This is a genomic window from Croceibacterium salegens, assembly GCF_009827435.1.
Classification (GTDB): Bacteria; Pseudomonadota; Alphaproteobacteria; order Sphingomonadales; family Sphingomonadaceae; genus Croceibacterium_B; species Croceibacterium_B salegens.
In genome coordinates, this window is the sequence record NZ_WTYM01000033.1 from 82,253 (window position 1) to 107,654 (window position 25,402).

The following is a 25,402-nucleotide window of genomic DNA, read 5'->3' on the forward strand; positions in this document are numbered from 1 at the left end:
AAAGCCCCTGCTTAGCGTCCCGCTGCATCATGGGAAGGGTGGATGAACCGCGCATCAACAGCTAGTGGCGCGGCATGACGGATAGCAACAAGCCCGAAGGCGAACGTATTGCCAAGCTCCTCGCCCGGGCCGGCGTAGCGAGCCGTCGCGAGGTCGAGCGGATGATCGCCGACGGGCGCATCGCGCTCAATGGCGAGAAGCTCACTACCCCCGCAACGATCCTGCAGCACCTGCGCGGGGTGACTGTCGACGGCAAGCCGGTCGGCAAGGCCGATCGCACGCGCCTCTATCGCTTCCACAAGCCCTCCGGCCTGCTGACCGCCGAGCGCGACCCCAAGGGGCGGCCGACGATCTATACGGCGCTGCGCAACGCCCTGCCGCAGGACGCACCGCGGCTGATGCCCGTCGGGAGGCTCGACCTCAACACCGAAGGGCTATTGCTGCTGACCAACGACGGCGAACTCAAGCGGGCGATGGAACTGCCGTCGAGCGGTGTCCCGCGCACCTACCGCGCGCGCACGTTCGGCGACATCACCCAGGGCCAGCTCGAAAGCCTGATCGAAGGCGTGACCGTCGACGGCGTGAACTATGGCCGGATCGACGCCAATCTCGAACGCCGGACGGGCCGCAACCAGTGGATCGAGTTGACGCTGACCGAGGGCAAGAACCGCGAGGTCCGCCGTGTGCTCGAACACCTCGGCCTGAAGGTCAGCCGCCTGCTGCGCACGGCCTACGGTCCGTTCGTGCTCGGCGACTTGCCGCGCGGGGCCGCCGATGAGTTGAAGAAACACGAAGTCGAGCGCTTCATTTCCGAGCTGAAGAAGGGCAGCCGGTGAGACTGATTGCCGGGGAATGGCGCCGTCGCCTGCTAAAGGCGCCGCCGGGCGAAGCGACACGGCCGACCGCCGACCGCACCCGCGAGACGTTGTTCAGCATGCTCGCAAGCCGGCTCGGCAGCTTCGAGGGACTCGCTGTGGCTGACCTTTTCGCCGGGTCGGGCGCACTGGGACTCGAAGCCCTGTCGCGGGGCGCTGAACGATGCTTGTTCGTCGAGCAGGACGCTGCGGCGTTGCGGGCGCTGAGGGCAAATATCGCTGCCTTGCGCGCGCAGCAGCGATGCTCAGTCAACGCTACGTCTGTCTTTTCGCTTGGTCAGGCGAAGGAGCCCTGGGACCTAGTTCTGCTCGATCCACCCTACGGCAGCGGCGCCGGAAATGTCGCGCTCGACAAATTGGTGCGCCTCGGATGGATTGGCAACGCGACCTGGATCGCGCTCGAAACCGCCCGCGACGAGCCTGTGAACGTCAAGCGTCTGGAAATTGAAAGCGAAAGGACGGTCGGCGCTGCACGCCTGACGCTGCTGCGCCTCCCGTCCTGATCGTTCGGCTTACTTGCCGCCTTCGCTGGCTGGCTTGCCCGGCCAGTGATCGAGCGGCTCGTTGCCGAAGTTGAGGCCGGCCTGCCGGGGGTTGATGCATTCGTCCTGCACGGTGCCCGAGCAGACAGCATAGACCTTACCGTTCACCTCGACTTTGGTCGCCTTGCCCTTGGAATCGCGTTCGACGACCTTGGCGTTGACGGTGTTTTCATCGCCTTCCTTAGCCTGCGCTGGCAACGCCGGAATCGCGATTGCGGCCAGCGCCGCGAAGAGAACCATCTGTTTCATCATTCTAATCCTCAGTCGGCATTCTCACCGTTGTTCAAACGTCGTTACTCGGCACCGGTTCCGCTGACCGGCGGGCTTGCGCGCGCGCCACGTGTTCCCTAGCTGTTCGCACGTGACCGAGCCCTCTCCTTCTGCCGAAAACGCCCTCTCCGTCGATGCTCCGGCATGGCTCGAAGGGCTGAATCCGCCGCAGAAGGAGGCGGTGCTTACCACCGAAGGCCCGGTGCTGATGCTGGCGGGCGCCGGTACCGGCAAGACGGCTGCCCTGACCGCTCGCCTCGCCTACCTGATCCGCACCCGCCGCGCCTGGCCGAGCGAGATCCTGTGCGTCACCTTCACCAACAAGGCGGCGCGCGAGATGCGTCACCGCGTCGGCGAGCTGATCGGCGAGGCGGTCGAGGGAATGCCGTGGCTCGGCACGTTCCACTCGATCTGCGCAAAGATGTTGCGGCGCCATGCCGAAATTGTCGGGCTGCAATCGAACTACACGATCATCGATACCGACGACCAGCTACGCCTGCTCAAGCAGCTGATTGCCGACCAGAACCTTGACGAGAAGCGCTGGCCGGCGCGCCAGCTGGCCGGGCTGATCGACCGCTGGAAGAACCGCGGGCTCAATCCCGGCGACCTCGATGCGGTCGAGAACGAGGCCTATGCCAACGGCAAGGGCCAGCAGATGTACGGCCTTTACCAGCAGCGCCTGAAGAGCCTGAACGCTTGCGACTTCGGCGACCTTCTGCTGCACATGCTCAACATCCTGCGCACCGAGCGCGAGGTGCTGCAGATGTACCAGCAGCGCTTCAAGTACGTGCTCGTCGACGAATACCAGGACACCAATGCCGTCCAGTACCTGTGGCTGCGGTTGCTGGCGCAAGAGCGCAAGAACATCTGCGTGGTCGGTGACGACGACCAGTCGATCTATTCATGGCGCGGGGCAGAAGTCGCCAATATCCTGCGATTCGAAAAGGATTTTCCGGGCGCCAAGGTCGTCCGGCTCGAGCAGAACTATCGCTCGACCCCGCCGATCCTCGCCGCAGCCTCGGGACTGATCGCCGCCAATTCGGAGCGTCTCGGCAAGACGCTGTGGACTGAGCGCAATGGCGGCGACAAGGTTCGCGTCATCGGCGTGTGGGACGCGCCAGAGGAAGCGCGCCGGGTCGGCGAGGAGATCGAACGGCTCGAACGCGAGGGCGCGCCCCTCGAACAGGTCGCGATCCTCGTGCGGGCGCAATACCAGACTCGAGAGTTCGAGGATCGCTTCATCCAGATCGGCCTCGGTTACCGGATCGTCGGCGGTTTCCGGTTCTACGAGCGAGCCGAAATCCGCGATGCCCTCGCCTATTTGCGCGTCATCGCCCAGCCGCAGGACGACCTCGCCTTCGAGCGGATCTATAACCAGCCGAAGCGCGGGCTCGGTGCAAAGGCGCTCGAGCAGATGCACCGTCATGCACGCGCCACGGGGATGCCGCTGGCTGCGGCTTCGCTGCAACTCGCGGACAGCGACGAACTGCCACCGCGGGCGCGCACCACAATCGCATCGCTGATGGGCGATTTCCTGCGCTGGCGGGACATGAGCGAGACGGTCACGCCGTCCGAGCTGCTCCGCACCGTGCTGGAGGAAAGCGGCTACGACGCCATGCTCAAGGCCGACCGCTCGGCTGAAAGCGCCGGGCGCGCCGACAACCTCACCGAACTGTCGCGAGCAATGGAGGACTACGAGACGCTCGGCGACTTCCTCGAACACGTCAGCCTCGTGATGGACAACGATGCGGCCGGCGACGAGGAAAAGGTCACCATCATGACCATGCACGCCGCCAAGGGGCTGGAATTCGACAACGTGTTCCTGCCGGGTTGGGAAGAAGGCGTCTTCCCGAGCCAGCGCGCGCTCGACGAAGGCGGCCTCGCCAGCCTCGAGGAGGAACGCAGGCTGGCCTACGTGGCGATCACCCGCGCCCGGCGGCGTTGCACCATCATCCATGCCGCCAACCGTCGCATCTACGGCCAGTGGACCAGCTCGATCCCCAGCCGTTTCATCGAAGAGCTGCCACAAGACCATATCGAGGTGGAAACAACCATGTCCGGCGGCGCCTCCTTGTGGCGCGCCAACTGGTCGGAGCGTGAAGATCCCTTCGCCCATGTCAGCGCAGCGCGACCCGAGCGTTCGGGGGCTCGGGGCCCGGGCTGGCAGCGCGCACTCAGCACCGGTTACGACCCGAAGCCGAAGCGCCTCGCCGAACCCGGCCGCAGCGCCGCCAGCTTCGCCGCCAAGCCACGGAGCGACATCGCTATCGGTGCGCGGGTCTTCCACGAAAAATTCGGTTACGGCGAAGTCATCGACCAGGAAGGCAACAAGCTCGAGATCGAGTTCGAGCAGGCCGGCACCAAGCGAGTGATCGACAGCTTCGTTTCGCTCGCCTGATCAGGATGCGGGCGAAGCCGCCGGACGCTTGAAACGGTTGGCGACTGCTTCAAACGGCCGCGCGAGTTCTCCGAGGAAGAGGCGGCTGCCACCGGCAATGCCGGTGCGGCAATTGAGATGGCATGATGCGTCGTCGAAAGTGCCGAACAGCCGGTCCCAGATCGAGAAGAAGCCACCGAAATTCTGGCCCATCAGCAGTTCGTCGTCGATGTGATGAAGACGATGCGCGGCGGGCGAAATCAGGACCTTGCCGACCGGGCCGAGGGTCCATGGCAGGTCGGCATGGATGAAGTAGCCCCACCAGGTGCGGATAATCGACGAGGCGACCACCGCCCAGGCCGGGAAACCGAGCAGGATCAGCGGAATCGAGTCGACGATATTGCCGAACAGGTGGCTGAGCGGGTGCTTCCGCAGCAAGGTCAGCCAAGTCATGGCCTCGTCCGAATGGTGCGTGGCGTGAATAGGCCAGAGTGCCGGGACATGTTCGGCACGGTGGCGCCAGTAGACGACGAATTCGTCGACGAGGAGCGCGAGGAGGAGGAGTCCAATCTCGGGAACGCCGACCCAGAAATCCGCCAACATGGGGAATAGGCGCAACTGGGTCTCCAGCGAGCCTGTCACCAGCGCAAAGAACCCGGCCAGCAGGACGCTGTTGAGTACCACCAGCAGCAGGTTCGTGACCGTCTCCGGAACGGCCTTGCGCAGGGACGGCAAAGCGCCGCGCCGCTTCACCACAAGCGAAAGGAGGGCAAACGCGGCCGCTACCGGCAACAGGGCCAGCGCAACGGCATAGGCTTGCGAAGAAAGCGCTTCCATGCGCGCCAGACTAGGCGCGGGATGGCAAACAGCGGGTTAAGATTGGACGTCTAAAGCGCGGACTGGCCGAGGAAACCGGGAACCGGGCCGTTCCATTCGCCAGGCTCGTCCTCATCTTCTTCTTGCACCGTCTTCGCGCGCGGTTCGGCACGGCGTGCGGGCTTCTTCTCCGGCTTGGGACTGGCGGGACGCTTTTCACGCCGCTGTTCGCGCTCTTCGGCCTCGACTTTCTTCTCGCGGCGGGATTCGCGCGGAGAGCGTTCCGTCGTGCGCTCGGGCTTCTTGTCCTGCTTTGCCGCGGCCTGGCCGACTTCGAAGACGGGAATGTCCATCTTCGTCAGCTTCTCGACGTTGGCGATCGCTTCGGCATCTTCCGGAGCCACGAACGTAAACGCGCGGCCCTTCGCCCCGGCGCGACCGGTGCGGCCGATGCGGTGCACGTAGTCGTCCGGGTGCCAGGGGGTGTCGAAGTTGAAGACGTGGCTCACGCCCTTGATGTCGAGACCGCGTGCGGCGACGTCGCTGGCGACGAGAATGTTGATCTCACCCTTCTTGAACTGATCAAGTTCCTTGATGCGGCTGGCCTGGTCCATGTCGCCGTGGATCTCGCCGGTCTTGAAACCGTGGCGCTGCAGGCTCTTGTTGAGCTCGCGTACGGTGGTCTTGCGGTTGGCGAAGATCAGCGCGCTGGTGACATCGTCGGTCTGCAGGATGTGGCGAAGCACTTCGCGCTTGTTGCGCGACTGCACGTGCACCTTGTGCTGCGCAATGTTGGTGTTCGCCGTCGCTGGCCGCGCGACCTCGATATACTTCGGATTGGTCAGGAAGCGGTCTGCCAGTTTCTTGATCGGCGGCGGCATGGTCGCGCTGAACAGCAGCGTCTGGCGGTTGGCCGGCAGCTTCTCGCAGATGAACTCGATGTCGGGAATGAACCCCATGTCGAGCATGCGGTCGGCCTCGTCGATGACCAGCAGGTCGCAACCGGTCAGCAGGATCTTGCCGCGCTCGAACAGGTCCATCAGGCGGCCCGGAGTGGCGATGAGGACGTCGACGCCCTCGTTCAGCGCCTTGACCTGGTCGCCCATCTGCACGCCGCCGATGAGCAGGGCCATGCGCAGGTCGTGATTGACGCCGTACTTCTCGAAATTCTCCGCCACCTGCTGGGCCAGTTCGCGCGTCGGCTCGAGGATCAGGCTGCGCGGCATGAGCGCCCTGCGGCGGCCATGGGCGAGGATGTCGATCATCGGCAGGACGAAGCTCGCCGTCTTGCCCGTCCCGGTCTGGGCGATCGCAATCAGGTCCTTCATCATCTGGACCTGCGGGATGGCCTGCGCCTGAATCGGCGTCGGCTCGCTGTAACCGGCGGATTCGACCGCCTCCAGCAATTCGTCTGACAGGCCGAGATCGGCAAATTTCATAGGTCGCGATGTCCGGATTTTATCTCGGTACGGGATCGCCCCGTATCCGACGCGCGCGCCCTACGCGTTGACGGCGAGCAAAGTCAAGGAATGCGGCTCAATCCTTGATCGCGACGAGGCGGTTGAACTGGGCCACTTCGCAACTGGTGCCGGCGCGAGACTGCAACTGGTCGCGGCCCGAACAGAGCATGCCGTCACTGCTGCGCTCGACATAGAAGCCCGAATAGAACGCCTGGGCATCGCAGGCACGATCGAGCGCAGCACTGAGCACCCGGCGATCGCGCATGAAAAGCAGCAGGCGATTGGGCTGCACCGGGGCGACCCCGCCGATGCTCTGGATTGGGACGCAGCTATCCAGCTTCACTTCCTGGAAGCGCGTCGTCATCGGCTTGCGCGGCAAGGTCGAAAGCATCCTCTCACGGGTCGCCGGAGGACTCGGGGCGATACGAATGATGACACGTTCCTCGATGCGAACCTGGTACTGGTCCTGCGGTCGCATGGCCTGCTCAACCATCAGGAATGGCGCAGGCAAGTTCCGGCGTCCTGTCGCCGGCGGCGCGTCACCCGGCCGCACGTCGTACGCCACGTCGGCCCGCAACAGCGGCGGCGGCGGGAACGCAGACGCACCAAAGGCGAACGTGGAAAACAAGGCAGTGAAGCTGATCATCGAGCAGTCGTTACGAATTGCGACCCGACAGGCCGCTCGCATCCCCCCTTAAGACGATCGCTTGAATAGCGGCTTAACCCCCAGATTGCGTTTTGCAAACAAGCCGCAGCTTTGGCAAAGCGCTTGTGTGAACAACACAGAGCAATTCCTGGCCGAAGCAGCCGACCTTCTTGGGCCGCGCGGGCTGACCCGCGACCCCGATCTCATGGCCCCATGGCTCACCGACTGGCGCGGCCGCTTCACAGGCGAGGCCATGGCCATCGCCTCCCCTGCTTCGACCGAGGAAGTGTCCGCGCTGGTCAAACTTTGCGCTCGTCATCGCGTGCCGATCGTCGCGCAGGGCGGCAACACCGGCATGTGCGGCGGCGCCACGCCTGATGGATCTGGAAGATCAATTCTCCTGTCGCTGCGCCGAATGAACACGATCCGGCGCCTCGACCCGGAGGCCCGCGAAGCCGTCTGTGAAGCAGGCGTCATCCTCCAGACGCTGCACGAAGCTGCCGAAACCGAAGGATTGCGTTTCCCGCTTACTCTGGGCGGCAAGGGTTCGGCGACCATCGGCGGGCTCGTCTCGACCAACGCCGGAGGCACGCAGGTCCTGCGGCACGGCTCGATGCGCGCGCAGGTCCTGGGTGTCGAGGCGGTGCTTGCCAACGGCTCGGTATTCAACGCCCTCACCGTACTCAAGAAGGACAACCGGGGGTTCGATCTCAAGCAACTGCTCATCGGATCCGAGGGAACTTTGGGGATCGTGACCGCGGCGACGCTAAAGCTCCTCCCGGCAATCGGTGAGCGGCGGGTCGTCTGGGCTGGAGTTCCTTCGCTGGCCGGTGCGCGCGCGCTCCTGCTTCATTGCCAGGACGTGGCCGGCAATGCGCTCGAGGGTTTCGAGGTGATGCCGCAGCAGACCTTGCACGATGTCGTTGCCCACCTCCCCAATGCCCGCGAGCCGCTGGCTGAGCCGCACGCGTGGCATGCGCTGATCGAACTGGTCGCCGAACGCGGAGAGACCGACCGGCTGGGCGAACTGGCCGAGCGAATGCTCGCCAGCGCGTTCGAAGCCGGTCTGCTGGAAGATGCCGTGATTGCCTCCAACGAGCGCCAGGCAGACGATTTCTGGCTCCTGCGCGATTCGATTGCCCCAGCCGAGCGCGAGAAAGGTCCGGCGGTGCAGCACGACATTTCCGTCCCGGTCGACCGGATGCCCGAGTTCGTCGAAGTCGCCGTTCCGCAACTGGAGGCGCACTGGCCGGGCACCGAGGCGCTGGCATTCGGTCACCTCGGCGACGGCAACGTGCATTTCCACGTCATCGCTCCTCCAGGAGTCGAGCCGCTCGAATGGATGACGGGTGACGGCAAGAAGATCAGCGCCGAGGTCTACGAGCTGGTGACCGCATGGCATGGTTCGATCAGTGCCGAACACGGCATTGGGCAGCTCAAGCTCGACGAGCTCGTAAGGCTCGGCGATCCGGTGCAATTGGCGATGATGCGCGCCGTAAAACAAGCTCTCGATCCGCACGAATTGCTCAACCCAGGTAAACTCGTGCCGCTTGCACCTGCGGCGGGGAGCCACTAAAGCGCCCGCTTCGCCACTGACGGGCCCGACAAGGAGCCCGCGACAAGCAGACTTTTCGGAGAGAACAATGGCCAGCGCGCCGCAACCGCAACTGCCCCTATTTTACAACGACCTCACGCCGCTCAACAGCCGCGATCACAGCAAGTTTCGCGCCCTGTCGACCGACAAGGCGCCATGGGTCGCCAAGCAGCACGCCATTCCGCTGACGACTGACGAGTTCGTCCTGGCAGCGCGCGACTATCCGATCGTGTTCTCGCAGGGCGAAAATCCGGTTCCGCTGGCGCTGATGGGTCTCAACGAAGGCCTCAACACCTTTTTCATGGAAGATGGCACCGCTTACGAGCCGGTCTACATCCCGGCCTACATCCGTCGCTATCCGTTCCTGCTCGCACGGCTCGATCCGAATTCGGAAAACATGTCGCTGTGCTTCGATCCGACCAGCGATCTCGTTGCCGAGGGTGACGAAGGATTTGCGCTTTTCGACGGCGAGACCGCAACCGACCACACCAAGGGCCTGCTGCAGTTCAGCCAGTCCTTCGAGGAGGCGGGGCTGCGCACGCAGAACTTCATCGAGGAACTCAAGAAGGCCGGCCTGCTTATGCAGGGCGAAGTTTCGATCCAGCGCAACGAAGAGCCGGATCGTCCCTACATCTATCGCGGCTTCATGATGGTCGACCAGGAGAAGCTCCGCGAGCTGCGCGGCGACCAGCTGCGGACATGGAACCAGAACGGCCTTCTGCCGCTGATCTACGCCCACCTCTTCTCGCTCGACCGCATGCGCGTGATCTTCGCCAAGCAGGTCGAACAGGGCTGGGAACCGAAGTCCGCTGCCGGTGACGCCCAGACGGCGAACCTCGAGACATCGGCCTGACGCGACAATTTGCTACCTTTGCGCACTTGAACACAGGGCGCAGCAAACCTAGATAAACGAGGTCCGGATGGTGCTTCCCTCATGGCCCGTTCGGATAGGCGCACCTCGGTGCGCCTCCTCCCTGAACCTTGGCCACCTCGTGCTTCGTGCACGAGGTGGTTTTTTCTTGCCTGCTATTCTGCGGCCAACCGCGTTGGATTGCCGAGCTGGCCCATCTCGTCGGCCAGTCGCCTGACGAGGCCCGCTATCACCGCGCAAACTGCCGCAAAATTCGACCCCGGCTCGCGCAGGTCGGCGTCAAGATATGCAGCACGGCAGACCTCAAGCTGGAACGCATGAATCCCACTTGAAGGCGAAGCATGGCGGTCGAGCACGTATCCTCCAGCGTAGGGCCTGTTGTGCGCAGCACGCCGTCCGCAGCTTGCGAGATGGTCGAATGCTGCGGCGCAAAGCGCCCCCGAACAGGAGCTTCCGAAGCGGTCCCCGATTACGAATTCCGCCGCACCATGGCGATCGCGCGTTTCTGATAGCGGCGGCATGGAATGCAGGTCGATCAGCAGGGCATGACCCCAGCGATCATGGAGCGCCACGAGCTCTGCGGACAGGGCGGCATGGTAGGGAACATGGACCTCTTCGACCCGTCGCCGAAGTTCCGCTTGGGGCAGGCGCTGCTTCCACAATTCGCCCATCCCGGGCAACCGGCGCGGGACCAAACCAAGGCCGCCCCGTGCCCGCCGCGATGTCCTGAGCGCTCCGCGGCCGTTGGGCCGTCCCTCGACAAGCATGTCCCAATCCATCTCATCGGGCGCCCGGTTGAGGTCGATCATGGCCCGTGGGGCGTGGGCGATGAGCAGGCCGGCGCCCGTTGTGCGCGCGACTTCGCATGCAATCAGGTCGGCATGGCGATCCTCAAGCCGTATCCCGATCCGCGCCGGATCGCGCATCTGTGCGAGCAGCGAACGCGGATAAGTCCGGCCGGCGTGCGGCACAGCGATGAAAACGGGAATCGGTGAAGGCATCCGGCGACCGAGCGAATAGGCCGGCCGGCTCGGGGCACCCGGGATGGAGCCGCACCCGTTGAGGGGAAATTCCGACGAATCCTGCACCGAATCGCTCATTCACACCTTGCTGCCTTTGGTACTCGTCTGTGTCAAAGCAGGTCACCTCCGAAATGCAGGAGGGATTTTTAACGCCGCTGGAGTATGGGGCGGGCCTGCAACGGAGGGCATTGGTATGATCCGCATCTTGCTAGCCGAAGACGATGAGGCCATGCGCGCCTACCTTTCGCGGGCGCTCGAGAATGCGGGATACGAAGTCTACGCGGTCGACCGCGGGACGATGGCGCTCCCACTGCTCGAGGACGGCGAATTCGACCTGCTGCTGTCCGACATCGTCATGCCAGAGATGGACGGGATCGAACTCGCCCAGCGCTGCTCCGAAGTCAGCCCGCGCACCAAGGTGATGTTCATTACCGGATTCGCCGCCGTATCGCTTCGCTCGAATCGCGAAGCGCCGCAGGCCAAGGTCCTGTCCAAGCCGTTCCACCTCCGCGACCTCGTGCTCGAGGTCGAGCGCATGTTCGAAGACGCGCAGAGCGTTTCTCTCTAACCCACTTGCCACCGCAACGAGGCGACGCTATTGGCGCGCCTCCCGATGGTGAGGGCGTATAGCTCAGTGGTAGAGCACTATGTTGACATCGTAGGGGTCCCAAGTTCGAACCTTGGTACGCCCACCATCCGGTAAGCAAGGGAAGCGTCGCGCAAGCGGCGCTTTTTCTTTATGCTGCGGCCAACGATGCAAACTTCGACCGTTGGTAGGTGAATGCCATCATACAATTCGGGAGCGCGGATCAACGCGGTCGCCAGCGCGTGTCCTTCACACGACGTTGAGGCCACCTATCGCCGCTGGGCCGAGGAAATACTCACGGACGAACGCGACGCGAAGCTGTTCGCACGCATGGCCGAGCGATCGGGCATCGAACACCGCTGGTCGGTCCTCGGAAAGGCCGCGGACCTCACACCCGGTGGATTCTACACCAGCGGCGTCAGTCCGACGACAGCGCAACGCATGGCGATCTATGCCCGGGAAGCCCCGCCTCTGGCGCTGGAGGCGATTCGCAAGCTTCCCGATTTCGAAGGCATTACTCACCTCGTAGTCGCCAGCTGCACTGGATTCACGGCCCCGGGAATCGACCAGATCATCGCCCGGGAACTCGGACTGCCGGGAAACGTCGAGCGGACGCTGATCGGCTTCATGGGCTGCTATGCGGGGGCGACCGCCCTGCGCACGGCGGGGCACCTGGCGAATGCAAATCCGGGCGCGAAGGTGCTCGTCGTAACAGTCGAGCTGTGCAGCCTGCACCTGCAGGCGAAGGCGAACCTCGAAGCGACGCTGGCCATGGCTCAGTTCAGCGACGGGGCCGCCGCTGCCATCGTATCATGCGAAGGTCCCGGGCTGGCCATCGGCGAAGGCCTGTCGGCAACGATCGAGGAAAGCAGCGACCTGATTACCTGGACGATCGGCGATACCGGCTTCCTGATGAACCTTTCTGGCGAAGTCCCGCGGCGGCTGAGCCAGGCGATGGCCGACCCAGCCCTGGCAGGTCGCATCGTCAATGGTGGAAGCGCGGCAGAAATCGATGCCTGGGCGGTACATCCGGGCGGAGCCTCGATTCTCGATGCAGTCGAACGGGCGTTCCACCTGCCCGAAACGGCGCTTGCCGAATCGCGGGCAGTTCTGCGCAATTGCGGGAACATGTCTTCGGCGGCGGTCATGTTCGTGCTCGAACGGATCATGCGTCGCAAGCCGGAGCGCGGTGTGGCGCTGGCTTTCGGACCGGGACTGGCGATGGAAGGCTTCCGCTTCGGCTGGACCGACGGCGATGCTGTCTGAACGGCTCCAGACCGAGGAGTTGATGGACGATCCGTCGCTCGACGCCGCCACCTATCACGCTGTTCTCGCCGATCTCGCCAAGGTCAACGCGGCTACCTTCGCCTACCGCCCCACCCTCGACTTCCTTGCCCGCGCCGTCGGCAATCGCAGCGAGTTTTCGCTCCTCGACGTCGGATTCGGAGATGGCGACATGCTGCGCCAGATAGCGCGCTGGGCGGATCGACGCAGTATCCGTGCCCACCTGACCGGGATCGACCTCAATTCACGCAGCAAGGCCGCGGCGGAACGGTCGTCCTCGCCCGGCGATCCGATCACCTACCTGACCGGGGATTATGAGATGCTGGCCGGCGAGGGCTTCGATTGCATCATTTCCAGCCTCGTTGCACACCACATGAGCCACGCCCAGATCATCGCCTTCCTGCGCTTCATGGATCGTGAGGCGCGCGCCGGCTGGTTCATCAACGACCTGCACAGGCACGGTTTCGCATGGCTGGGTTTCCCGCTGATGGCGCGGGTCATGGGCTGGCATCGGATCGTCCGGCTCGACGGCACGACCTCGATCGCACGCAGCTATCGACCGGACGAATGGCCGCCGATCTTCACTGAGGCCGGGATCGAGGGTGCGGAGGTCCGCCGCTTGTTTCCCTTCCGGCTCTGTATCGAGAAGCTGCGTTGAGCGAAACCATCGTCATCGGCGCCGGGCCTGCGGGATGCGCAGCTGCCATCGAACTGGGGCGGGGTGGCGCCGCACCGGTTCTTATCGACCGCAACGCCGAACCGGGTGACGCGCTGTGCGGCGGCTTCCTCAGTTGGCGAACGGCGCAACGGCTCGAGAAGCTTGGCTGCAGCCCGGAGGCGCTCGGGGCGCACAAGGTGGATACACTGGTGCTCTACGGCCCCGGGAGACCAGCCCACATCCCCATGCCCGAGCCGTGCTGGGGCCTGTCGCGCCGGGCACTCGATACACGCCTTCGCGCTCTCGCGACTGAAACTGGCGCGAATTTCGAAATCGACACTATCCGGGAAATCAACGGCCTCGACTTGCATGGACGCAACCGCAATTGGAAAGCGAACGCTCTGTTCCTCGCCAGCGGCAAGCACGATGTGCGCGGTGGCGGGCGTCCTCGCGAGGCAGCCGATCCGGCGCTCGGGCTGCGCCTGCGCCTCAAACCCTCGCCCACACTTGCCCGCCGCCTCTACGGTCGCATCGAATTGCACTTGTTCGCCGGAGGTTATGCCGGAATCGTGCTGCAGGAGGACGACACGGCCAATATCTGCATGGCGGTGCGCAAGTCACTGTTCACTGCCCATGACAGCGATCCGCACACCTTGCTGGGCGCCCTTGCCCGCGCCTATCCGCATTTCGGATTACGGCTCGACCCGGACTGGCAGGCTGCGAAGGTCGATACCATCGGCTCGATCCCCTACGGCTGGTCGACCGCAGAGACGCTCCCCGGTGTCTTCCGGCTCGGGGACCAGTGCGCGGTCATTCCCTCGCTCGCCGGCGAAGGCATCGATATCGCGGTTGCCAGCGGCATTGCGGCGGCCCGGGCATGGCTGATAAGCGGCGCGGCGGCTTCGACCCAGTTTCAGGCCGAATTCCACCGCGAGGTTGCCGGTCCCGTACGCTGGGCCGGAGCCGCCTGGCAGGTTGCAGAAAGCCCGGCAATGGCCTCCGCGGCGCTCGCAGCGGCCCGTTTCGCCCCTGCGCTGCTGGAGAAAGTGATCGGCGCGACGCGTCTCGCCTAAGGGCCGCCTTGCACTCGCCTCGCCTGCCCGTTACGAGCGCGGCGAAATCCCAATTACGAGACGACAGGACACCGCATGGCGAAGATCAAGGTAGCTAACCCGATCGTGGAAATCGACGGCGACGAGATGACCCGGATCATCTGGCAGTGGATCCGCGAACGGCTCATCCAGCCCTACCTCGATGTCGACCTGAAGTACTACGACCTGTCCGTCGAAAAGCGCGACGAGACCGACGACCAGATCACGATCGATGCCGCGAACGCAATCAAGCAATACGGCGTTGGCGTGAAGTGCGCGACGATCACCCCCGACGAAGCGCGCGTGGCCGAATTCGGTCTCAAGCAGATGTGGAAGAGCCCCAACGGCACGATCCGCAACATCCTCGGCGGCACGATCTTCCGCGAGCCGATCGTGATCGACAACGTGCCGCGCCTCGTTCCGGGCTGGACCGACCCCATCGTCGTAGGCCGCCATGCCTTCGGCGACCAGTACCGCGCGACCGACTTCCTCGTTCCCGGCGCGGGCACGCTGCGCCTGGTGTGGGAAGGCGAAAACGGTGAGACGATCGACCGCGAAGTCTACCAGTTCAAGGCGCCTGGCGTGGCGATGTCGATGTACAACCTCGACGATTCGATCCGCGATTTCGCCCGCGCCAGCTTCAACTACGGCCTCGACCGCGGCTGGCCGGTGTACCTGAGCACCAAGAACACGATCATCAAGGCCTATGACGGTCGCTTCAAGGACCTGTTCCAGGAGGTGTTCGACACCGAGGGCTTCGCCGAGAAGTTCAAGGCCGCGCACATCACCTATGAGCACCGACTGATCGACGACATGGTCGCCGCCGCGCTGAAGTGGAGCGGCAAGTTCGTCTGGGCCTGCAAGAACTACGACGGCGACGTTCAGTCGGACGTCGTCGCGCAGGGCTTCGGCTCGCTCGGCCTGATGACCTCGGTGCTGATGACGCCGGACGGCAAGACCGTGGAAGCTGAAGCAGCGCACGGTACTGTCACCCGCCACTATCGCCAGCACCAGCAGGGCAAGGCGACCAGCACCAACCCGATCGCCAGCATTTTCGCCTGGACGCGCGGCCTGATCTACCGCGGCCGGTTCGACAACACTCCGGACGTGGTTCGCTTCGCCGAAACGCTCGAGAAGGTCTGCATCGAGACGGTCGAGAGCGGCAAGATGACCAAGGACCTCGCGCTCCTCATCGGCCCGGATCAGCCGTGGATGACAACCGAGCAGTTCTTCGAAGCCATCGTCGAGAACCTCGAAACGGAAATGGCCGCCTGGGCCTGACCTAGCTCCGCAGCGCCTCGGGACTGCGGACATGCTCCTGGCGGATTCCATGGCCGATGAAGTGGCCGGGGATCCGCCGCAGCATCGGGTGGCGGTCGAGCACCTTCAGCAGCAGCGGCGGCTCCAGCGGGACGCTCGCCCTGCCCTCGATAAGCGGCTGCAGCACGCGCTCGTGCGCCTGGCGCTGAGCGCCCTGGATCACCCGGGTCGGCCAGAGCCGGCGCTTCTCAACCGAAGGCAGCAGCGAGTCGACATTCTCACCCCGCGCCAGCGAGGCGGCGAGGATGTTGGCCGTCGCGACCGCGTCCTGGATGGCGAGGTTGATGCCGATGCCGCCCACCGGGCTCATGGCATGCGCCGCGTCGCCGATGGCCAACAATCCCGGGCGTGACCAAGCGGTGAGCCGGTCGAGCGAGACCGACAGCAGCTTTACCGCATCCCAGTCGGGAAGCGCCTCGTCGATGTTGTCGACCTCGGGCAAGGCAGCCAGCACGTCCTCGCGGAACTTCTCGATCCCGCGCGCCTTGACCTTTTCCGCACCGCCCTTGGCGATGACCGCGGCGCATTGCCAGTAGTCGCCGCGGTCGATCAGCACGAACAGGCGATAGCCGCGAATGACGCCGCGCAGCGCGGTGCCGGAATGGCTCTTGGGAATGGCGAACCAGAACACGTCGATCGGCACGCCGAGCGATTCGAGCGGCAGAACCCGGCGGACCTTCGAATCCCGCCCGTCGCAGCGCAGGACGAGCTTGTTTGCCCGCACGACCTCGCCCGAGCCCAGCGTGACGCCGACGTAGCGTCCATCCTCCTCGACGAGATCGACGGCCTCGGCCTCCATGCGCAGCGAGAATGTCGGGAAGGCCGCGCCCTCGTCGCGCAGGAAGTCGAGGAATTCCCACTGCGGCATCATGGCGATAAACGGGGCCGGCATGTGCAGGTGCGACAGGTCGCCGATGGTCAGCTTGCGATCATTGTACCAGATCTCGGCGTGGTCGATGCGGTTATGCGGACGCTGCAGGAAGCGTTCGAGCAGCCCTAGCTCTTCGAGGATCTGCATCGTCGAGGGGTGGACAGTGTCGCCCCGGAAGTCGCGGAAGAATGCGGCGTGCTTCTCCAGCACCGTCACGGAAACTCCCGCGCGGGCGAACAGGTAGCCGGCCATCATCCCGGCCGGCCCGCCGCCGACTATGATCACATCGCTAGGCGAGCTCGGCATGCTCCTCTCCCTCCGACACACTCGTCGCCCGGCTTAACAGCCAGATTGCCAACCACGAAGCGATGAAGCCGGGAACGATCTCGTAAACGCCCGGCCCGCCGAGAAGGCGGTCGTTCCAGCCCAGCGCAATCCACGCGATGACCACCGCCGCGCCGACCACCAGGCCCGATACCGCCCCGGTCCCGGTCATCCGCTTCCACGTCAGCGAGAGCACGATCAACGGCCCGAACGCGGCGCCGAAACCGGCCCAGGCGTGGCTGACTAGTCCCAGAACCTCGCTATCGGGGTCGCCGGCAATGAGGATCGCCGCGAGCGCCACCAGCAGCACGCAAATTCGCCCGACATTGACCGCCTCACGCTCGGTGGCGTCCTTGCGCAGGAACAGGCGGTAGAAGTCTTCGGTCAGTGAACTCGACGAGACCAGCAGCTGCGAGCTGATCGTGCTCATGATCGCGGCGAGCAGTGCGGCGAACAGGAATCCCGTCACCGCCGGGGAGAAGAGCGCTTCGCTGAGGAAGATGAAGATCGTCTCCGGATCGTCCAGCGCAATCGCGTTGCGCTCGACGTAGGCGCGGCCTGCCAACCCCACGCCGATGGCGCCGAGCAGGCAGATGAACATCCAGACCATGGCGTAATTGCGCGCGGTGGCGACCTCGCGCACCGAGCGCACGGCCATGAAACGCACGATGATGTGCGGCTGGCCGAAATAGCCGAGCCCCCATGTCACCGCCGAAAGCCAGCCAACCGCTGTCAGCCCGTATCCAAGATCAAGGAAGCCCGGCTGCACCTGCGTCAGCGAAGCCCCTGCGCTTCCACCCGGCCCGAACATCACCACGAGCGGCATGAACACCAGCGCGGCGAGCATGATCAAGCCCTGCACGAAGTCGGTCAGGCTGACCGCAAGAAAGCCGCCGATCATGGTGTAGGCCAGCACAACGCCCGCGGTGAGCCAGATGCCGGTGGCGTAGTCGCTCATCCCGCCAACGTCGAACAGGCCGGCAAAGGCTGTCTGGAACAGCTTGCCACCCCCGACCAGCCCGGCCGCGGTGTAGACCGTGAAGAACAGCACCACGATCACCGCCGAGGTCACGCGCAGGGCGATGGCCTTGTCGGGGAAGCGGTTGGCGAGGAATTCGGGGATGGTCAGCGCATTGCCGTAATCGACCGTCTGCTGCCTAAGGCGCGGCGCGACGACGATCCAGTTGACCAGCGCACCGACGAACAGCCCGATGCCGATCCACGCCTCGACCAGTCCCGAGGCATAGAGCGCGCCCGGGAGACCGAGCAGCAACCACCCCGACATGTCCGAAGCCCCGGCCGAGAGTGCCGCCACCGCCGGATGGAGGTTGCGCCCCCCGAGGAGATAGCCCTCGCTGTCGGACGTCGATTTGCGCCAGGCGTAGAGGCCGATGGCGAGCATGAGGATGAAGTAGAGGGCGAGAGAAATCAGGGTGCCTGTATGCATAGGCACGCCTTCATAGGGACTGAGGCTGCTGTGTCACCCTTTGTGGGGAAACAGTCGCTTACCCGCCGCGGTGCGTTGCCGCCTGCCCGGCCAGCCTGCATAACCGCGCGATGCACGGCGAAGCCATCTCCCCCGTCATGTCGGACGCGCTGGTGATCCTCGGCGCAGCGGGGATCGTCATTCCGGTCTTCGCCCGCTTCCGCATCACCCCGGTGATCGGTTTCATCCTCGTCGGCGTGCTGGTCGGACCCTACGGCCTCGGTCGGATGGTGTTCGAATACGACTGGCTCACCTGGGTCACTATCACCGATCCGCAGCGGCTCGAACCCTTTGCCGAATTCGGCATCACCCTGTTGCTGTTCACCATCGGGCTGGAGCTCTCGTTCAACCGGCTCTGGGCGATGCGCCGGATGGTGTTCGGCCTCGGCGCGCTGGAGTTGCTGGTGATCGGCCTGCTGCTCGCCTCGTTCCTCGGAATGATGGGGCAATACTGGACCGGGGCGCTCGGCCTCGGCCTCGCCCTCGCGCTCAGTTCGACCGCCCTGGTCCTGCCGATGACCAACCAGAACTCCGCTGTCGGCCGCGCCGCGCTGTCGATGTTGCTGTTCGAGGACATCGCCATCGTCCCGATAATCTTCACCCTCGGCGCACTGGCGCCCTACGCCGGGGCAGACGGGCTTGGTGGGCTGTTCACGACCGTCTGGCAGGGCGTGCTGATGGTGCTGGCGATGATGGTCGTGGGACGGTTCGCCCTGCCCCGGCTGTTCGCCCAGGCGGCGCGGACCAAAAGTCCCGAACTGTTCCTCGCCGCCAGCATGCTGGTAGTCATCGGCGCCAGCCTCGCCACCGCGCTGGTCGGGCTTTCGCCCATCGTCGGCGCGCTGATCGCCGGCCTGCTCATCGCCGAAACGGAATACCACGCCGAGGTTGAAGGGATCATGGACCCGTTCAAGGGCCTCGCGCTGGGGATCTTCCTGATCACCGTCGGCATGGGCATCGACCTGTCGACGATCTGGAACAACTTCGGGCCTATCGCGCTGGCGGTGGTCGCGGTGCTCTCGCTCAAGGCGGTGGTGACGATGGTCCTGCTGCGGATGATGGGCGCACGGCCGAGCACAGCGGCGGAGACGGGCCTGCTCATGGCCAGCCCTTCCGAAACCACCCTGATCGTGCTGGCCGCCGCGACCAGCGCGCTGCTCATCCAGCCCGGCACAGCCCAATTCTGGCAGATTGTTACCGCCATCGGCCTGACCATCACGCCATTGCTCGCCAAGGCTGGACAGGCGATAGCGCGCCGGGTCGAACCACTTCCGGAGGCAGCCACGCTCGGGGAAGGCCCGGACGAGGAGCGCGTAGTGATCGTCGGCTGCGGGCGCGTCGGGCGGTTGGTGGCCGACATGCTCAAGGTCCACGGCCGGCCCTATGTCGCGATCGATTCGGACACCGACCTGATCGACCGCTGCCGGCGCGACGGATACAACGCGGTGTTCGGCAATGCCGCTCGGCCGCGGTCGCTCGAAAAGCTCGGCATCGAACGCGCCCCGGCGGTGATCCTGACCATGGACGAGCCGGTGCTCGCGCAATCGATCACTCGCAAGCTGCGCTCCGCCCACCCGGACCTGCCGATCATCGCCCGCGCCCGCGACACCGGTCATGCCGCCGAACTGTACCGCAACGGCGCCAGCACCGCGGTGCCCGAAACGCTCGAGGCGAGCCTGCAGTTGTCCGAAGCCGTGCTGGTCGAGCTCGGCGTGGCGATGGGGCCGGTCATCGCCAGCATCCACGAGAAGCGCGACGAATTCCGCGAGATGATCCGCGAAGGCGGGGCGCTGGAGCACAAGCCCAAGCTGCGGACGAGCACGCTGGAGCGCGGCTGACCCCGGCGAAGTTCAAACGAGGTTGACACATCTGACAGTGTCCTGGGGCAAAACTCCGCCATGCTCTGACCTCATGAGAAGGCGGACGCGAAGCAACCAGGTGCGGACGGGCGAATCATGCCCGCAGGCAAGCACACGCAACACCTTGTAGGACAGCGATTTTTCTAGACGGTCTCGCTCGCCAGCGCCTCGCGCACCGCGGCAAGCGCAGCATCGGCCTTGTCGCCATCCGGTCCGCCGCCCTGCGCCATGTCGGCGCGGCCACCGCCGCCCTTGCCGCCGAGCGCCGCGACGCCGGCCTGGACCAGCGCGACGGCATCGAAGCGGCCGGTGAGGTCGTCGGTGACGGCCACGGCGAACGCCGCCCGGCCCTCGTTGACTGCAACGATCGCAGCCACACCCGAGCCCATGCGGTTCTTCGCCTCGTCGAGCAGACCGCGCAGTTCCTTGGGGTTCATCCCGTCGAGCACCTGGCCCGAGAACTTCACGCCCGCGATTTCCTCGTCCGCCGAGGGCGCAGCCCCGCCTCCGCCGCCGAGCGCCAGCGCCTTCTTTGCATCGGCCAGCTCGCGTTCGAGTTTGCGGCGTTCCTCGACCAGCGCGGCGACGCGCGCCTCGACCTCGTCGGGCGCGGTCTTGAGCGTCGCGGCGACCGCCTTGAGCGCTTCCTCGCGGCCGACGACCCATTGCCGCGCGGCCTCGCCGGTCAGCGCCTCGATGCGGCGCACCCCGGATGAGACGGCGCTTTCGGAAACGATGCGGAACAGCCCGATGTCGCCGGTGGCGCGCACGTGGGTTCCGCCGCACAGTTCGACCGAGTAGCTCTTCCCGCTGCCCTGCCAGTTGCTGTTGCCCATCGACAGGACGCGGACCTCGTCGCCGTACTTCTCTCCGAACAGCGCCATCGCCCCGGCCTCGATGGCGTCGTCGGGGCTCATCAGGCGGGTGCCGACCGTCTCGTTGAGACGGATCTCGGCGTTCACTTCGGCTTCGACCGCCGCGATTTCCTCGGCGGTCAGCGCCTTGGGGTGCGAGAAGTCGAAGCGCAGGCGATCGTCGGCAACCAGCGAGCCCTTCTGCGTCACGTGCTCGCCAAGCGCGTTGCGTAGCGCGGCGTGCAGCAGGTGGGTCGCCGAATGGTTGGCGCGAATGCGGTCGCGGCGCGGCGTGTCGACTGTCAGGTGGACGCTGTCGCCTACGCTGATCGAGCCCCTGTCGACATGCCCGTGCATCGCATGCAGGCGGCCGAGCGGCTTGGAGGTTTCGGTCACGCTGATGGCGAGGTCGTTTGCCCCGGCGATCCGCCCGGAATCGCCGGTCTGGCCTCCGCTTTCGCCGTAGAACGGAGTCTGGTTGGTCAGCACGACGACGTCCTGCCCTGCCTCGGCCTTCGCCACTTCCTTGCCGTCGACGACGAGCGCGACCACCCTGCCCTCGACTTCGGTCGAGGTGTAGCCGGTGAATTCGCTCGACCCCTCGCGCTCGGCGATGTCGAACCAGATTTCGTCGTCGGCCGCGGCGCCCGAGCCCTTCCACGCGGCGCGGGCCGCTTCCTTCTGCCGCGCCATGGCGACATCGAATCCGGCCTTGTCGACGCCTATGCCGCGGGCGCGCAGGGCGTCTTCGGTCAGGTCGTATGGGAAACCGTAGGTGTCGTAGAGCTTGAACGCGGTTTCGCCCGGCAGCTCGCCACCCTCGGCAAGCCCGGCGGTTTCCTCGTCGAGCAGGCGCAGGCCCTTGTCGAGAGTCTGGCGGAAGCGCGTCTCCTCGCGCTCGAGCGTCTCCTGGATCAGCGGGCGGGCCCGCGCGAGCTCGGGATAATGCGCGCCCATCTCGGTCACCAGCGCCGGGACGAGGCGATGCATCAGCGGGTCCTTGGCACCGAGCAGGTGGGCGTGGCGCATCGCGCGGCGCATGATGCGGCGCAGGACGTAGCCGCGCCCTTCGTTCGAGGGCAGCACACCGTCGGCCATCAGGAAGCTGGTCGAGCGCAGGTGGTCGGCGATGACGCGGTGGCTGGCGATGGTTTCGCCGTCCGCTGCACTACCCAGGAGCGATTCGCTGGCCTCGATCAGGGCGCGGAAGGTGTCCGTCTCGAACACGTTCTGCTGGCCTTGCATGACGCTGGCGATGCGCTCGAGACCCATGCCAGTATCGATGCTCGGGCGCGGAAGGTCGCCCACGATTTCGTCGTTGGCCTGCACGTGCTGCATGAACACGAGGTTCCAGATCTCGACGAAGCGATCGCCGTCCTCGTCGGGCGATCCCGGCGGGCCGCCGGCAACAGGCGAACCGTAATCGTAAAAGATTTCCGAGCAGGGCCCGCACGGGCCGTCCGGACCCGCGGCCCAGAAATTGTCCTTTGTGGCGATGCGGACGATCTTGTCCTCGGGCAGCCCGGCGATCTTGCGCCACAGGTCGTGCGCCTGGTCGTCGGTATGGTAGATCGTGACCATCAGCCGCTCGCGGTCGAGACCGAGTTCGCGCGTGACAAGGTTCCACGCCAGCTCGATCGCGCGTTCCTTAAAGTAATCGCCGAAGCTGAAGTTGCCGAGCATCTCGAAGAACGTCAGGTGGCGCGCGGTGTAGCCGACGTTGTCGAGGTCGTTGTGCTTGCCCCCGGCGCGCACGCACTTCTGGCTGCTCGCCGCGCGCGGCGCGGGCGGGCTTTCGAGGCCGGTGAAGACGTTCTTGAACGGCACCATGCCGGCCGCGACGAACATCAGCGTCGGGTCGTTGTACGGCACCAGCGGGGCGCTGGGCGCGATGTAATGCTCGTTACCCGCGAAATAGTCGAGGAATGCGCGGCGGATGTCGTTCGTCGATTGCATGGAAGGCGAGTTAGGGCCTCGCGCCGCCAGCGACAAGACGATTAAGCCGGTCGAATTGAGCGAATCCGGCGATCAGTCGCGTTGCCAGATCGCCACTTCGATGCTGTCCGGGTCGGTGAAGTGGAAACGTCGGCCTCCGGGAAAATCAAAGATGGGCTTCACGATAGTGCCGCCTGCGGCCTCGACCTGCGCCAGCGAGGCCTCAAGATCGTTGCTCTCGATCACCGCGAGCGGCGGACCTTTCGTCTCCGCATCGAGCCCGAGATCGGTGTCATCGGTGGTCGTCGCGGCGTAAGTGGGACCAAAGTCCGTGAACTGCCACCCCAGGGCCGCGCTGTAGAAGTCACGCGAACGTCCGCTGTCGGCCACGCGAAGCTCGAAATAGTTCAGGCGATGCTTCGGGCTGTTCGACATGGCTCTCTCCTCAGTTACGGGCAAGTCACGGTCTATGCGCGGTCACGATCCACGCCGCCGCCTTGAGCGCTACAACGCGATCCTTGGAGTGACGCTGGGCTAACTGGCGGATCGCTGCGATCCATTCGTCCCGCGTGGCATCGTCCACCTGCGAGAGCCGTTCGGCGGCAGGGCCGATCGAGGTCCAGTAACTCACGGCATCCTCGACCGGATCAGGCCCGGCCCCGGTGACCATGGCGAGATCGACCGCCTCGAAACGTACATCGCTCCACCCGCCACTTTCGAGCACCGAGCGCGTGTAGTCACGGTCGGCAAAGGCGAAGGGGCCCGGCGCGCGCGGATCGGGTGCTGGGCCCTCAACCGGCGGAAGCACTGCCGCCACTTCGCTGAAGACCGGGTTCTCCGCCGGGGGACGGAAGCACGAAAACATGAGATTCGCCCCGGCAGCGGAGAAGCTGGAGATATTGGCGAAGGCGGCGACGGGATCGGGAAAGAACATCACCCCATGGCGCGAGACGACGAGGTCGGGCGCCTCTCCGGGTTCCGGGCGCCAGGTCGCGGCGTCGGCGGTGACAAAATTCACGTTGCTTAGATGCGCCCCGCGCCTCTCGGCTGCAGCCACGAGATCGTCCGAAATGTCGACTCCGGTAATGTTGGCGTGCGGTCGTCCCCGTGCCAGAGCGAGGGAGAGTTCACCGGCACCGCAGCCGATATCGACCACGCGCTCGAATTTGAAGTCCCGGCTGCGCGCGAGGAGTCGTTCAGTCAGGCCGCCGAAGCTGCGGTCGGTGCGCTGCCACTCGGCGGCCCAGGCCTTCCCCGTCCTGCCCTGCCAGTCGCGAACTTCCATTGCCTTGCTCCACTCCGCTGCTCTGTCCGGCGTTCTTGCCGCAGCCCGGGGGGAAACGAAAGAGGCCGGCGCGCACCCCTTGAGGTAGTTTCGCACCGGCCCCGGTTTCGTACCGCCTGCCCCCGGTCAGGGGCGCGCGGGTTGAGGATCAGTCTTCGGAGTCCGCGTCCGGCCCCGTCATCATCTCCTCGGCGACCTCGTCGGTGCGGCTGCGGATCGCAGCTTCCAACTTGTCGCAAACTTCGGAATTTTCCTTGAGATACTGCTTGGCGTTCTCGCGGCCCTGACCGATGCGGATCGAGTCGTAGGAGAACCAAGAGCCCGACTTCTCGACCAGCCCGGCCTTGACGCCGAGATCGAGGATCTCGCCGATCTTCGAGATGCCTTCGCCGTACATGATGTCGAATTCGACCTGCTTGAACGGCGGGGCGACCTTGTTCTTGACCACCTTCACCCGGGTCGTGTTGCCGACGATATCGTCACGGTCCTTGATCTGCCCGGTGCGACGGATGTCGAGCCGGACCGAAGCGTAGAACTTGAGCGCGTTGCCGCCGGTCGTGGTCTCCGGATTGCCGTACATCACGCCGATCTTCATGCGCAGCTGGTTGATGAAGATGACCATGCACTTCGAACGGTTGATCGAGCCGGTCAGCTTGCGCAGCGACTGCGACATGAGGCGGGCCTGCAGGCCGACGTGGCTGTCACCCATCTCGCCCTCGATCTCGGCGCGCGGGACGAGCGCTGCAACCGAGTCGACCACCAGCACGTCGATCGCGTTCGAGCGGACCAAGGTGTCGGTAATCTCCAGCGCCTGCTCGCCCGTGTCGGGCTGCGAGACGATCAGCTCGTCGATGTCGACGCCGAGCTTCTTGGCATAGACCGGGTCGAGCGCGTGTTCGGCGTCAACGAAAGCGGCGGTGCCGCCGTTCTTCTGCGCTTCGGCGATGACGTGCAGCGCCAGCGTGGTCTTGCCCGAGCTTTCCGGCCCATAGACCTCGATCACCCGGCCCTTCGGCAAGCCGCCGACGCCAAGCGCGATATCCAGTCCAAGCGATCCGGTCGAAATCGTTTCGACCTGCATCGTTTCCTTCTGGCCCAGCTTCATCGCCGAGCCCTTGCCGAACGCGCGGTCGATCTGTGCCAGCGCGGCGTCGAGCGCCTTCTGACGGTCCGTGTCCACCTCTTTACCTTCCACCAGTTTCAGGTTCGCCGCCGCCATGACACATGCCTCCATCGCTTCCTAGGGGTGGGGCCGGGGTTGGCCCCAACTCCCTGTTGGATTTGCGATGTATTCCATTTGTTCTCATGGAACAAGGGGGGAACGAAACTTTTTCGGACCCCACCGTCAGACCTGTTTTGCGCCTTGCGTGAGGAGT

General features: G+C 65.1%; 22 protein-coding genes and 1 tRNA gene. 12 read left to right on the top strand and 11 right to left on the bottom strand.

The window, feature by feature from the left end; translation table 11 throughout:
• The first annotated feature begins 74 nt into the window (after nt 1–74).
• A complete protein-coding gene (locus GRI89_RS06420) occupies nt 75–836 on the top strand; it encodes a pseudouridine synthase (protein ID WP_159793358.1) in 762 nt (253 codons plus the stop codon).
• A complete protein-coding gene (rsmD, locus tag GRI89_RS06425) occupies nt 833–1,378 on the top strand; it encodes a 16S rRNA (guanine(966)-N(2))-methyltransferase RsmD (RefSeq protein WP_328598120.1) in 546 nt (181 codons plus the stop codon). Before GRI89_RS06420 ends, rsmD begins: the two co-directional genes overlap by 4 nt.
• Before the next feature lie 9 nt (nt 1,379–1,387).
• Here rsmD and GRI89_RS06430 read toward each other — a convergent pair whose 3' ends face one another.
• Nucleotides 1,388–1,666 (bottom strand): hypothetical protein, encoded by a 279-nt coding sequence (locus GRI89_RS06430; protein ID WP_159793359.1) that lies wholly within the window; start codon nt 1,664–1,666, stop codon nt 1,388–1,390.
• Nucleotides 1,667–1,778: 112 nt separating this feature from the next.
• On the opposite strand from GRI89_RS06430, the gene GRI89_RS06435 reads away from it, so the two are divergent.
• The gene (locus GRI89_RS06435; protein ID WP_407924968.1) at nt 1,779–4,085 is read left to right on the top strand and encodes an ATP-dependent helicase; all 2,307 of its coding nucleotides are present in this window, start codon (nt 1,779–1,781) and stop codon (nt 4,083–4,085) included.
• Here the strand turns inward: GRI89_RS06435 and GRI89_RS06440 are convergent, their stop codons facing one another.
• The 3 genes from GRI89_RS06440 to GRI89_RS06450 form a co-directional block, all read right to left on the bottom strand.
• A complete protein-coding gene (locus GRI89_RS06440; RefSeq protein ID WP_159793361.1) occupies nt 4,086–4,901 on the bottom strand; it encodes a sterol desaturase family protein in 816 nt (271 codons plus the stop codon).
• A 50-nt stretch (nt 4,902–4,951) separates the two neighbouring features.
• On the bottom strand, nt 4,952–6,319 hold the full coding sequence (locus GRI89_RS06445) for a DEAD/DEAH box helicase (RefSeq protein ID WP_159793362.1): 1,368 nt from the start codon (nt 6,317–6,319) through the stop codon (nt 4,952–4,954).
• 97 nt (nt 6,320–6,416) lie between these two features.
• Nucleotides 6,417–6,986, bottom strand: a complete 570-nt coding sequence (locus GRI89_RS06450; protein ID WP_159793363.1) for a hypothetical protein — start codon at nt 6,984–6,986, stop codon at nt 6,417–6,419.
• Nucleotides 6,987–7,113: 127 nt separating this feature from the next.
• Here GRI89_RS06450 and GRI89_RS06455 point away from each other — a divergent pair, with 127 nt between their 5' ends.
• Nucleotides 7,114–8,562, top strand: coding sequence for an FAD-binding oxidoreductase (locus GRI89_RS06455; RefSeq protein ID WP_328598121.1), 1,449 nt, complete (start codon nt 7,114–7,116; stop codon nt 8,560–8,562).
• A gap of 67 nt (nt 8,563–8,629) precedes the next feature.
• Nucleotides 8,630–9,433, top strand: coding sequence for a SapC family protein (locus tag GRI89_RS06460; RefSeq protein ID WP_159793364.1), 804 nt, complete (start codon nt 8,630–8,632; stop codon nt 9,431–9,433).
• A gap of 173 nt (nt 9,434–9,606) precedes the next feature.
• Here the strand turns inward: GRI89_RS06460 and GRI89_RS06465 are convergent, their stop codons facing one another.
• Complete coding sequence (locus GRI89_RS06465; RefSeq protein WP_159793365.1) at nt 9,607–10,551, bottom strand: N-formylglutamate amidohydrolase; 945 nt, start codon at nt 10,549–10,551, stop codon at nt 9,607–9,609.
• A 115-nt stretch (nt 10,552–10,666) separates the two neighbouring features.
• Here GRI89_RS06465 and cpdR point away from each other — a divergent pair, with 115 nt between their 5' ends.
• The 6 genes from cpdR (at nt 10,667) to GRI89_RS06495 (ending at nt 15,373) form a co-directional block, all read left to right on the top strand.
• Nucleotides 10,667–11,041: a cell cycle two-component system response regulator CpdR gene (cpdR, locus tag GRI89_RS06470; protein WP_159793366.1), complete on the top strand. Its 375-nt coding sequence runs from the start codon at nt 10,667–10,669 to the stop codon at nt 11,039–11,041.
• Nucleotides 11,042–11,093: 52 nt separating this feature from the next.
• Nucleotides 11,094–11,168: transfer RNA gene (locus GRI89_RS06475), tRNA-Val, on the top strand.
• A gap of 86 nt (nt 11,169–11,254) precedes the next feature.
• Entirely contained in the window at nt 11,255–12,325 is a 1,071-nt protein-coding gene (locus GRI89_RS06480; RefSeq protein WP_159793367.1) for a type III polyketide synthase, read from the top strand.
• Entirely contained in the window at nt 12,315–13,001 is a 687-nt protein-coding gene (locus tag GRI89_RS06485) for a methyltransferase domain-containing protein (RefSeq protein ID WP_159793368.1), read from the top strand. Before GRI89_RS06480 ends, GRI89_RS06485 begins: the two co-directional genes overlap by 11 nt.
• On the top strand, nt 12,998–14,074 hold the full coding sequence (locus GRI89_RS06490; protein WP_159793369.1) for an NAD(P)/FAD-dependent oxidoreductase: 1,077 nt from the start codon (nt 12,998–13,000) through the stop codon (nt 14,072–14,074). Before GRI89_RS06485 ends, GRI89_RS06490 begins: the two co-directional genes overlap by 4 nt.
• A 75-nt stretch (nt 14,075–14,149) precedes the next feature.
• On the top strand, nt 14,150–15,373 hold the full coding sequence (locus tag GRI89_RS06495; protein WP_159793370.1) for an NADP-dependent isocitrate dehydrogenase: 1,224 nt from the start codon (nt 14,150–14,152) through the stop codon (nt 15,371–15,373).
• Nucleotide 15,374: 1 nt separating this feature from the next.
• On the opposite strand, the gene GRI89_RS06500 is transcribed toward GRI89_RS06495, so the two are convergent.
• Together GRI89_RS06500 and putP are read right to left on the bottom strand one after the other, a co-directional pair.
• The gene (locus tag GRI89_RS06500) at nt 15,375–16,589 is read right to left on the bottom strand and encodes an FAD-dependent oxidoreductase (protein WP_159793371.1); all 1,215 of its coding nucleotides are present in this window, start codon (nt 16,587–16,589) and stop codon (nt 15,375–15,377) included.
• On the bottom strand, nt 16,573–18,054 hold the full coding sequence (gene putP / locus GRI89_RS06505) for a sodium/proline symporter PutP (RefSeq protein ID WP_159793372.1): 1,482 nt from the start codon (nt 18,052–18,054) through the stop codon (nt 16,573–16,575). The genes GRI89_RS06500 and putP overlap by 17 nt, the downstream gene beginning before the upstream one ends.
• A 110-nt stretch (nt 18,055–18,164) precedes the next feature.
• Here putP and GRI89_RS06510 point away from each other — a divergent pair, with 110 nt between their 5' ends.
• A complete protein-coding gene (locus GRI89_RS06510) occupies nt 18,165–19,931 on the top strand; it encodes a cation:proton antiporter domain-containing protein (RefSeq protein WP_159793374.1) in 1,767 nt (588 codons plus the stop codon).
• Nucleotides 19,932–20,095: 164 nt separating this feature from the next.
• Here GRI89_RS06510 and alaS read toward each other — a convergent pair whose 3' ends face one another.
• From alaS to recA, 4 genes are all read right to left on the bottom strand, one after another.
• A complete protein-coding gene (gene alaS, locus GRI89_RS06515) occupies nt 20,096–22,762 on the bottom strand; it encodes an alanine--tRNA ligase (RefSeq protein ID WP_159793376.1) in 2,667 nt (888 codons plus the stop codon).
• A gap of 72 nt (nt 22,763–22,834) precedes the next feature.
• Nucleotides 22,835–23,176 (bottom strand): VOC family protein, encoded by a 342-nt coding sequence (locus GRI89_RS06520; RefSeq protein WP_159793378.1) that lies wholly within the window; start codon nt 23,174–23,176, stop codon nt 22,835–22,837.
• A 25-nt stretch (nt 23,177–23,201) separates the two neighbouring features.
• On the bottom strand, nt 23,202–24,026 hold the full coding sequence (locus GRI89_RS06525) for a class I SAM-dependent methyltransferase (RefSeq protein WP_159793380.1): 825 nt from the start codon (nt 24,024–24,026) through the stop codon (nt 23,202–23,204).
• 148 nt (nt 24,027–24,174) lie between these two features.
• The gene (gene recA, locus GRI89_RS06530; RefSeq protein ID WP_159793382.1) at nt 24,175–25,245 is read right to left on the bottom strand and encodes a recombinase RecA; all 1,071 of its coding nucleotides are present in this window, start codon (nt 25,243–25,245) and stop codon (nt 24,175–24,177) included.
• Between the last annotated feature and the right edge of the window lie 157 nt (nt 25,246–25,402).